Source organism: Rhodococcoides fascians A25f, from assembly GCF_000760935.2.
In the GTDB taxonomy this organism is placed as follows: Bacteria; Actinomycetota; Actinomycetes; order Mycobacteriales; family Mycobacteriaceae; genus Rhodococcoides.
In genome coordinates this window covers 388,488-399,601 of the sequence record NZ_CP049744.1, presented here as the reverse complement: position 1 = coordinate 399,601, position 11,114 = coordinate 388,488, and the positions used below count along the sequence as shown (strand labels likewise).

The 11,114-nt window shown below is 65.1% G+C and carries 5 protein-coding genes; 1 reads left to right on the top strand and 4 read right to left on the bottom strand.

What is annotated here, in order from left to right; translation table 11 throughout:
• The first annotated feature begins 76 nt into the window (after positions 1 to 76).
• Entirely contained in the window at positions 77 to 1,048 is a 972-nt protein-coding gene (locus BH93_RS01960) for a hypothetical protein (RefSeq protein WP_037174803.1), read from the top strand.
• Between the two features lie 143 nt (positions 1,049 to 1,191).
• Here BH93_RS01960 and BH93_RS01955 read toward each other — a convergent pair whose 3' ends face one another.
• The 4 genes from BH93_RS01955 to BH93_RS01940 all read right to left on the bottom strand — a co-directional run bounded on the left by BH93_RS01955 (position 1,192) and on the right by BH93_RS01940 (position 11,010).
• Positions 1,192 to 2,736, bottom strand: coding sequence for an acyl-CoA carboxylase subunit beta (locus tag BH93_RS01955; RefSeq protein WP_032381086.1), 1,545 nt, complete (start codon positions 2,734 to 2,736; stop codon positions 1,192 to 1,194).
• Positions 2,737 to 2,739: 3 nt separating this feature from the next.
• On the bottom strand, positions 2,740 to 7,890 hold the full coding sequence (gene pks13 / locus BH93_RS01950) for a polyketide synthase Pks13 (protein ID WP_037174804.1): 5,151 nt from the start codon (positions 7,888 to 7,890) through the stop codon (positions 2,740 to 2,742).
• A gap of 42 nt (positions 7,891 to 7,932) precedes the next feature.
• Positions 7,933 to 9,831 carry a long-chain-fatty-acid--AMP ligase FadD32 gene (gene fadD32 / locus BH93_RS01945; RefSeq protein WP_032381084.1) on the bottom strand — a complete coding sequence of 633 codons (1,899 nt, stop codon included), beginning with the start codon at positions 9,829 to 9,831 and terminating at the stop codon, positions 7,933 to 7,935.
• A 180-nt stretch (positions 9,832 to 10,011) separates the two neighbouring features.
• On the bottom strand, positions 10,012 to 11,010 hold the full coding sequence (locus BH93_RS01940) for an LLM class F420-dependent oxidoreductase (protein WP_032381083.1): 999 nt from the start codon (positions 11,008 to 11,010) through the stop codon (positions 10,012 to 10,014).
• Between the last annotated feature and the right edge of the window lie 104 nt (positions 11,011 to 11,114).

The following is an 11,114-nucleotide window of genomic DNA, read 5'->3' as shown; positions in this document are numbered from 1 at the left end:
GGCAGTCATCCACAGGGAAACCGCGAACGATGGTTTACGGCGTCGGAGTGTCAGTGTCGCGTTCGACAGTCGAGGCATGAAACGGGGAACTTGGGCCACAGACTTATCGACAATCGAGGATGTCGCCGATCACGGCGTCGTGACAAGGGCGCTGCTGCGCGCAGCAGGTGTTGCGGACGGGACGGTGGCAGGCAGATGCGCTGCCGGCGGACCCTGGCAGCATTTGCTGCCGGGGGTGGTGCTGCTGTACAACGGCTACCCCTCTCACCAACAGCGGATGGCTGCGGCATTGGCGTATGGCGGGCCACACAGCATTCTCACTGGGAACGCGGCATTGAGCGTCCATGGTTTGGGGCCGAATCCACCCTCGAACGAAGTTCACATCCTGGTGCCGAACGAGATGCAACGGGCGTCCGTCAAATTCGTGCGATCCGAACGCACCTGGCGCATGCCCGAAGCGGCGTTCGAGCACGGTCCGCGCTGCGCTCCAGTAGCCCGGAGTGTCGTCGACGCGACCCGCGCGCTCCGCGGTCGATCTCAGTGCACGGCTTTGATTGCCGAGATCATCAGACGGGGTGCGGTATCACTGGAAGAGCTGGCAATCGAGTTGGCGGAGGGGCCGAGACGTTACAGCGCGTCGACCCGGCTGGCCATAGGGGACTTGCTCGGTAACGCCCACTCGGTCGCCGAGGCCGACGCTCAACGCCTCTACCGATCGAGCGGGCTCCCGCCGATGATTCACAACGCCCGCCTGTTCGCCGCCGACGGCACGTTCCTCGGCAGTCCCGACGGCTTCCTCGATGAGGTCTGTTTCGGGTGGGAGATCGACTCACTGGCCCATCACCTGTCACCGATCGACCACGCGAAGACGATGACTCGTCGGGCGCTCATGCAGCGCCACGGTGCAATCGTGGTGTCACATCTACCGCAGGACATCCGCGACCATCCAGATCGAGTACTTGCGGACCTCCGCGCCGGATATCGACAGGCCCTCGCCCGACCCCGTCCGAACCTCTTCCTTCGTCAGGAGCTTCCATCCATGGGATGAATGCCCCTTGCAGGCACTCCAACTGCAACAAAGCCACATTCATTCACTTCTGGCTCAGAGAGACAGCTGAATGAATGTGGCTCTGTTGCAGTCTGACTGACTGAAACCCACATTGATCCCAAAGGGAGCGAAGCGACCCAGAACTAGATCGGGAGCAACGAGTGCTTACGCGGACTCTTGTGCACTTCCTTGTCTTTCAGGATGTGCAGGGCCTTGCGGATTTCGAGGCGCGTCTGCGACGGCTCGATGACGGCGTCGATGTAGCCACGCTCGGCCGCGATCCACGGAGTTGCGACATGCTCGTTGTAGAAGTTGATCAGCTGCTTGCGCAGCGCCGGTGCGTTTTCGCCCGCCTCGGCGAGTTGCTTACGACTCATGATGTTGATGGCACCCTCGGCACCCATGACGGCGATGCGGGCGGTCGGCCAGGCGAGGTTGATGTCGGATCCGAGCTGCTTCGAGCCCATCACCGCGTATCCGCCGCCGTACGACTTACGAATCACCACAGTCAGTTTCGGTACCGTCGCCTCGACGAACGAGAAGATGAAGCGGCCACCGCGATGGATGACGCCGAGGGTTTCCTGGTCCACGCCGGGCAGGAAGCCGGGTGTGTCCACGAGGAAGATGATCGGAATGTTGTAGGCATCGCTGAGGCGGATGAACCGGGCGGCTTTGTCCGCTGCCTTGGCGTCGAGAGCCCCGGACAGGTGCATCGGCTGATTGCCGACGATTCCCACCGGCCGACCGTCGACGCGAGCGAATCCGGTGATGACGTTCGGTGCAGTCTGGCCGGACAGTTCGTGGAATTCGCCGTCGTCGAAGATGCGCAGAATGATGTCGTGCATGTCGTAACCGGCATTGTCGGCGTCGGGCATGAACGAGTCGAGCTTGCGATCGGAATCGGTGATCTCCGGCTCGAGCCCCGGATTGATCACCGGCGACTCTTCCTGGCAGCTCGACGGCATGTAGCTCAGGTAGTTGCGGATCCACTCGAACGCAGCCTTCTCGTCGGCTGCCACGTGATGGACGTTGCCGTTGATGGCCTGGACGCGGGCACTACCGAGGTCGTCGAGGCTGACGTCCTCGCCGGTGACGGACTTGATGATGTCCGGACCGGTGACGAACATGTACGCCTCTTCGGTGGCGACGACGATGTCGGTGTTGATCGGCGCGTACACCGCACCACCGGCACACTTACCGAGGATCAACGAGATCTGCGGGCACAGGCCGGACAGCGCTTCGTGGCGTCGACCCAGTTCGGCGTACCACGCGAGCGAGGTGACAGCATCCTGCACGCGAGCGCCGCCGGAGTCGTTGATGCCGACGACCGGGCAACCCATCTTGATCGCGAAGTCCATGATGCCGGCGACCTTGCGGCCGAACATCTCGCCGACGGTGCCGCCGAACACCGTCTGATCGTGCGAGAACACCGCGATAGGGCGGCCGTCGACGGTTCCGTGACCGGTGACGACGCCGTCGCTGTACAGGGCACCCGGATCGTTGGGTGCCTTCACCAGTGCGCCGATCTCGACGAAGCTACCGGGATCGAGCAACGAGTTGACGCGATCGCGAGCACTGGGGATGCCCTTCTTCGCGCGCTTCGCGACCCCGATCTCGCCGGCCGGTTCCTTGGCCAGTTCGAGCCTCGCCCGTAGTTCGGCCAGCTTCTCGGCAGTGGTGGCACTCAAAATCTACGCTCCGGTTCTTGCAGACTCGATGTTCTCGAGCGTCTTCGACAGGTGGGCCGCAATTTTTCCAATGTACGGCTCGTCGACGACCGCGAGGTGATCGCCTCCGACGTACACGATCTCGAGGTCCTTCACCACCGGTCCCCAACCACCGTGCTCTTCCCGGGTGGCATACGCGGGCTCGAGCGCGATCGCGTCGTCGTGGTACTTGTCGGCCAGATACAGCGTCACGTGCCCGCCGTACTCCTTGAGCTCGGCCGTCTGGATCGCGCGATTGTCGAGCCACGAGGTGCGCTGGTGCTCGATGATTCCGCCGGGAATCTTTGCGCCACTGAGCTTCACCAGATCGGTGATGATCCGAATCTGGCCCTCGTCGTCGGAGTCGACCAACTTGTCGTACGGGATCGGGTAGTCGACGTTGTACGTCTTCTTGGCGAACTCCGCGTACCGCTCCCAGCGCTTGCGCACCTCGTCCTTGGTGTCAGGAATCTTGGTACCGGGCATGACGGTGTCGAGCAGCCCCACGTAGGCGACCTCGATACCCTCTTCCTCCATCTGACGCGCCACCTCGTAGGCGAGGATGCCGCCGAGCGACCAACCGACGAACACGTACGGTCCCTCGGGCTGGATCGCCTTGATCAGCGGCACGTACTCCGCAGCACGCGTGGCGATGGGCCCCTCGACCCGCTCGAGCCCGTACATCGGCGTACCTGCCGGCAGCTTCCGCAGCAACGGCTCGTAGGCGACGGTGGAGCTGCCTGCCGAGTGGAACGCGAACACCGGTGTGGCGGTGGAACCTTCGGGGCGAGTGCGCAGATTGCGCACGACACCGTCGATCTCACCGTCTTCGAGGTGCGGGCGGACCTTGTCTGCGAGCTGCTCGATGGTTTCCGAGTCGAGGACGTCGTCGAAAGTGATCTCGCCGCCTGCCCGCTCGGTCAGACGAGCAGCCAACTTCTCGGCCGTCTCGTCGTCGAGGATCGGCAGGGTGTTGAAGATGCCCTTGGCCGATTCCTTCGTCACCACTGCCCACGTTGCGAACGTCATCCGCTCGGCATTGTCACGCGGCGGCACGTCGGAACCGGCGGCTTCGGCGAATGCTTCCTTGCCGCCGAGGTCGGTCTGTGCCGCGGCAGCAACAGCCGGGGCAGCCTTCTCGACGGGAGCGTCGGCGGCAGGGGCGTCGGCGGCGGGAGCATTGTCCTCGACGGGGGCAGTCTCGACGGGGGCGGTCTCGACCGAAGCCGGTGCAACGGCAGCCTGCTCGGCCGCCTTCTCTGCTGCCTGCTGGTCGGCCAGTGCCTGCACCTCGTCGCGGTTCTCGATCGCGTAACGCAGGTACTTCTCCACCTCACGCAGGTTCGCGTCGCGCACGGCCTGCAATTGCACTGTGGGGATGTCGAATTCGTATTCCACGCGGTTCTTGATGCGGACGGCACTGAGCGAATCGAGACCGAGTTCGATCAGCGGAACCTCGGGCGGCAGATCCTCGGGCGCGTAGCCCATGGACTCCGCGACGATGATGGCCAATCGGTCTTCGAGCTTCTGATTGCCGTTCGGATCCCAACGGTCACCGAACGTCTCGACGACCTCCGGCAGCTCCTCCATGGGGGACGAGGATCGCTCCTCTACGACCACAACGGGTTCCGGACGCACATCACCGGAGGTGACGACGGCCTCGTGCAGCAGGGTGAACGCCGAGCCCTCGTGTGCGTGCACCTGGACCGACGCGCCACCGAGATGGGAGGTCAGTGTGGTGACGACCGTACCCACCTTCGGCACTGCAGCATGGGAGATCGAAACACCAAGGGCCACATCGGAGAACACCTGCGACGCAGCGGCCGTGACAAGTGCGTCGAAACCGGTGACGGCCGAGGCCTGAACTTCCCAGACGTGGCGGCCGTCGGGCAGCGCGACGCGTGCGCCGGGCACCCGCGTGTTACCGCTGGAGCTGACCTGCGAGTTGAGCCAGAACTCCTTGCGCAGGTAGGCAGTTCGCGGGATGGCGGCGTACGGGCCGGACTCGAACAGTGTTGCCAACTCCAGCGCGTGCCCGTGGACGTACAGCTGCGCCAGCGCGGCCAGGAACGTCTCGGCCTCGTCTTCTTTGCGCTTGAGAGTCGGGATCAGCGTCGAGTCCGCGACGCCTGCAGCCCATGCGGTCGCGGCCACGGACATCAGCGCCACCGGGTTGGGCGCGAGCTCGATGAACGTCGTATGCCCATCTCCCACAGCGACATTGACGGCCTGGGTGAACCAGACCGGATGACGCATGCCTTTGGTCCAGTAGTCGACGCCATGGATCGCCGCATGTCCGACGCGATAGTGCGCCTCACGATCGACCGACGAGTAGACCCCGGCGGTGAGCTTTCCCGGTTCGATTCCGGCCAGTTCGGCAGCCAGCTCGCCGAGCAGCACGTCGACCGCTGCGGTGTGGCCGGCGCCCTTGACGTCGAGCAGGCGAGCCATTTTGCCTGCGGCCTCGGCCATCTCGACGAGAGCCTCGACCTCGGCGCGCGGTCCACCGACCGTGGTGTGCGTCGGCGCGGCGTAGACGCAGGGCTCCACGTGCGGGAACTGATCGGTGAGGGTCTTGACCTCGTCGGGGGTGTACTCGACCAGCGCCATGGCACCCTGCGAGGCGGCACCGAGTCCGTCTTGACCCTCGGCCAGCAGCCGTGAGCGGGCGTAGATGATGCGGACGGCGTCTTCGAGGTTGAGACCCCCGGCGACGTGTGCTGCCGCGACCTCGCCCATCGAGTGTCCGATGACGGCGGACGGCTCGGCACCGTGCGCGCGAAGTGTTGCGGCCAAGGCGATCTGGATGACGAAGATGGCGACCTGGGAGTTCTCGAACTCGTAGGTCTGCGAGTCGTCGAGGATGATCTCGCGGATGGAATAGCCGGCTTCGTCGACGAGCAGCTCGTCCACCTTGTCCACCTCGGCGGCGAACACGGCGTTGGTTCGGTACAGCCGCGATGCCATCTTGCGGTGTTGCGAGCCGAAGCCGGAGAACACCCACACCGCGCCGTTGGACGCGGGCGAATCCGCGGAGAACACGCCGGGGCCCGGCTTGCCGGCTGCGATGGCGCGCAATCCGGCGATGGCCTCGGCCGTGGTGGATGCGAGAACCACTGCGCGCGAACGCCCGTGGTTACGGCGAGCCAACGTGCGGCCCACGTCGACGAGAGGCGTCGTGCTGCCCTCTTCGGTCTCGAGCCAGTCGGCCAGCTCCGATGCGGCCCGCTTACGGCGCGACGGCAAAGCCGCAGACACAGCGAGAATCACTGTCTCCGAGCCGGGTTCAGTATCGGACACAGTGGTCTCGGCCAGGATGGTCTCGGCCTCGGCTACCGGATCGGTCGTCTCGACCGCGGACACGATGGGCTCCGACACGATGGGCTCCGACACGACAGGCTCCGGATCGGCAACGATCGGCAGTTCCTCACCTGCCACATCGGTGAGGCCCTCGACGAGAGCGGCCTCCGGGTCGACGGCCGAGGCGTCGAACGCGCCGTCGGTCTCACCCGGGACGTATTCGCGCACGACGACGTGCGCGTTGGTGCCACCGAAGCCGAAGCCGGAGACGCCTGCGACGGCCTTGCCGGTGTAGCGCGGCCAGTCGGTGGCCTCCGGGATGACCTTCAGGTGTGCCTTGTCGAAGTCGATGTACGGGTTGGGGCCCACGTAGTTCAGCGACGCGGGCAGCTTGTTCGCCTGCATCGCGAGGACGACCTTGATCAATCCTGCTGCGCCCGCGGCAGATTCGAGGTGCCCGAAGTTGGTCTTCGCCGATCCCAGCAGGGCCGGCTTGTCGGCGTCGCGGCCTCGGCCCACCACACGACCGAGAGCATCGGCCTCGATGGGATCGCCCAGGATGGTTCCGGTGCCGTGCGCTTCGATGTAATCCACGCCCGACGGGTTGATGCCGGCGTCGCGGTACGCGAAGCGCAGTGCGTCGGCCTGCGCGTCCGGGTTCGGTGCCAGCAGACCGTTCGAGCGGCCGTCCTGGTTGATCGCAGATCCAGCGATGACGGCGAGTACCTGATCACCGTCGCGCTCGGCGTCTTCGAGTCGCTTGAGGACGACGAGTCCGCCACCTTCGGAGCGGATCATGCCGTTCGCGTCGGACGAGAACGCCTTGATCTTGCCGTCGGGTGCCAGCACACCCGTCTGGCCGAAGCCCACGGTGATCGGCGGCGCGAGCAGCATGTTGACGCCACCCGCCACGGCGAGATCGGATTCGCCGGTACGCAAGCTGCGCACCGCCTGGTGCACGGCAACCAGGGAGGACGAGCAGGCGGTGTCGACGGCGATCGACGGCCCGCGGAAGTCGTAGAAGTACGACACCCGGTTGGCCACGATGGCCGTGGACGTGCCGGTGAGCGCATAGGGGTGCACGGCCGGGTCGCTGACGGCGATGAGCTGGTAGTCGTTGGACGAGCTGCCGATGAAGACGCCCACCTGGCTGCCCTTGATCGAGCTGGCCGGAATGTGCGCGTGCTCGAGCGCTTCCCACGTCAGTTCCAGCGCGAGCCGCTGCTGCGGATCGACGTTGACGACCTCGTTGGGCGACATCGCGAAGAACTCGGCGTCGAAGGTCTTGACGTCGTCGAGGTAACCGCCCTTGGTCACCGTCGCGGCCACCGCGGCAGCGATGACGGGATCGGACGTGAATTCCTGCCAGCGGCCGTCGGGCAGATCGGTGATGCCGTCGCGGCCCTCGATGAGGAGCGACCACATCTCTTCCGGAGTGTGCCCGGTGCCGGGGAAGCGAGAGGACAGGCCGACGATCGCGACGTCGTGCGCGTCGCCCGACTGTCCGCCGCTGGTGTAGAAGGCGTCGTCGACGGTGCCGACCGGCTCCTCGGGTTCGCCCTCGATGATGATCTTGGCCAGCGAGGCGATGGTGGGGTGCTGGTAGACGACGGTGGCAGTCAACGTGACCCCCACCAGCTCTTCGATCTCCCCGCTCAGTGCGACGGCATCGCGAGAGGACAGACCGAATTCCTCCATCGGACGGTCGTCGGAGATGGCCGACGCCGGTTGCCCGGTCGCGTCCGCAACCCAGTTGCGTAGCCAATCCCGCAGTTGGGCGACCGTGAGGTCCGTCCCGTCCGCACTCTGAATCTTGTCTGTCTCTTGTTCAGCCATTACTCACCAAGCTATGTATCGAAGGAACGGGAGGCCCAGAGATCAGTCGGGCAGTTCGGCGTCCGGGAACGCCGTCTGCTGATATCCGCCGCGGAGCGTGCCCTCGATGTAGGCGGCCTTGCAGGCCCGCCGGGCGATCTTGCCGCTGGAGGTACGCGGAATGGAACCGGCAGGCACGAGGAGGACGTCGCGCACCGTGACGCCGTGGCGCGCGGACACCGCGGTGCGCACCTCGTCGGCAATCGGCTGCGGGTCGGCCTTGCCGGAGCCCGGAGCGCGTTCGGCGACGATGACGAGCTGTTCTGAGCTGTCGTCCGAGTCCTTCGTCAGGGCTGCGCCACTGAACTCGAACACGATGTCGGGGAGCTGATTGAGCGGGACGGCGAACGCCGCGACGAAGCCCGGCCGCAGAGCTTTGCTGGCTTCCTGGGCCGAGAACTCGAGGTCCTGCGGGTAGTGATTGCGGCCGTCGACGATGACGAGGTCCTTGACACGACCGGTGATGTAGAGCTCGCCGTCGTGATAGACACCGAAGTCGCCGGTACGCATCCAGTTGCCACCCTCGGGAGCACCGTCTGCGTGCGAGCCTTCGGCGTTGCGGTGGACGAGCTTGTTGTGGAAGGTCTCGGTGGTCTCGGTCTCGCGACCCCAGTACCCCTGACCGATGTTCTCGCCGTGCAACCAGATCTCGCCGACGTGCTCGTCGGCAACCTCGGTGGCGGTCTCGGAATCGACGATGGCGGCCCACTGGCTACGGGCGACCGTCCCGGTGGACACCTGCGGGATGGCACCGGGTGCATCGGGGGCGACGACCACGAAGTTGCCCGCATTGAGCTCGACGCGGTCGACGTAGACGACCTTGGCCTCGTCGGCGTGCTTGCTGGTCGAGACGAACAGCGTGGCCTCGGCCATGCCGTAGGACGGCTTGATGGCGGACTTCGGCAGACCGTAGGGGCCGAACGCGTCGTTGAACTTCTTCATCGACGACGTCGTGACGGGCTCGCTGCCGTTGATCAGACCGATGACGTTCGACAGATCCAGGCTCTCGCCGTTCTTCGGCAGTCCGCGCTGGGCAGCGTGCTCGAACGCGAAGTTCGGTGCCGCGGCGAACGTGCCTGCGCCGTCGGAGACCGCAGCGAGTTCCTTGATCCAGCGCCACGGGCGTTGCACGAACGCACGCGGGCTCATGATGGTGATGTATTTGCCACCGAGCGCCGGGAGGATGACGGTGAGCAGACCCATGTCGTGGAACATCGGCAACCAGGTGACGCCACGCGAATCGTGGTTGATCTCCATGCTGTCGACCATCTGCAGCGCGTTGACGCCGACCGCACGGTGAGTGATCTCCACGCCGGCCGGGGTTCGCGTCGAGCCGGACGTGTACTGCAGGTAGGCGATGTCGTCGAGCGTTGCCGTCGGCTCGACCCACGTCTCGCCCACGCTGTCCGGGACGGCGTCGACTGCGATGATGCGGGGACGCTCTGCGGCGGGCAGCGCACGGAAGAACGCGCGCACACCCGCGGCCGAGTTACCTGCGGTGAGGATGGCGCTGGGCTTGCAGTCACCGAGGACGGCGTGCAGGCGGTCGGTGTGGCCGGGCTCGTCCGGGTCGAACAGCGGCACTGCGATGGTTCCCGCGTAGATCGCGCCGAAGAAGGCGACAACGTACTCGAGGCCCTGCGGAGCCAGAATCGCGACGCGGTCACCGGGCTGGGTGACCTGCTGCAGACGGGCCGCGACCGCCTTGAGTCGGGTTCCGAACTCTGCCCAGGTCAGCTCGTGCGCCTCGCCGTCACGCTCACGGGAGTAGTCGACGAAGCGGTACGCCAGCGTGTCGGAATTCTCTTGAACGTTCACCTCGACGTGACGGACGAGCGTTTGCCCTTCACCGATGGTGATGTGGCCGTTCTCATCGATGAAATCATCGAAATTGTGGCTCATTACTTCAATCTCCTCCGACACGAATCCGCTGCCGTACAGCCTGCGTGAAGTGGACCCGCACGCCGGACTGCACGAGCGCAGACACCGAACAGCTTTGTATGTTACTGACTAGTAGCTCTACCGGTGTCGGTTTGGCACCTGGCTTCGAGGCCAGCTACATGGTACCGACACGCGACTTCGTCACTCGCCTTTCAGCAAGTCGACAACCGGTGCGAATGCTTCCATTTGAGTAGGGAAAACCCCGACATAGGACATCGTCGTTCGCGCGCGAACGTTACGGATTTGATCGGCAATCTCCTCGTACGTCCCGAATGCGAGGTACGGAGACGACAGGATGTCCTCGACGGTCAGCTTGACGTCGACGTCCACGTTCGGCGGGTAGCCGTTGTCCAGAGCCGCAAGCGCCATCTCGGCCATCTGCTCCCGATCGTCGGTGACGACGATGGTGGTGATGGCCCAGTTCAGTTCGATGTCGTCGAACCGGTCGCCTGCGGCCGCACGAATCAGCTCGACGCGCTCGAGGGTCTTCTCGATGGTCATGCCAGACAGCAGCAGCTTGCCTTCCTTCGAGGTGCTCGGCACCACGGAGATGATGTCTGCATGCTTGGCCGCCAACGCGAGCATCTTCGGACCGCCGCCACCGATGCAGATCGGCGGACGCGGACCCTGCCGCGGCCGAGGGCTGCCCTTCAGTCCGGAAATCGTGTAGTGCTTGCCCTCGAAATTGCATTCCTGACCGCGCAACAGCACGTCGAGAATTTCGAGGGTCTCCTCGAGCTTCTCGATTCGCACTCCCGGACGGTCGTAGGTGATGCCCGCCTTGTCGTACTCCTCGCGCATCCACCCCGCACCGAGGCCGAGTTCGAGTCGGCCACCCGAGAGCACATCGATGGTCGCCGCATCCTTGGCCAGCACCGCGGGATGCCGAAAACCGTTCGCCAACACTGCCGTGCCGAGCCGGATCTTGTCGGTGGCGACGGCAAGTGCGCCGAGCGCTGCGATGGGACCGACCTGATTACCCAGATGATCGGGAATCATGAAGCTGTCGTAGCCCAGTTCCTCGGCCTGTTGCGCCAGCTTGATGAATTTCCGAGCCCCGCCCTCCTCGGCGTTTCCCTCTCCGCCTGCAGCGAATCGGAATTTACGCGGCCCGGCGGTCGCGGCCTCGGCGGAACTCATCTATTGCTCTCCTCGGAGTGTGCAGCGTTCTTGTTTCGGGTGGCGAGAGCAGCCCGGCCGGGGCCGATCTGCGCAGGTCCAAGGCGCCACTCTAGCCGCTGGCC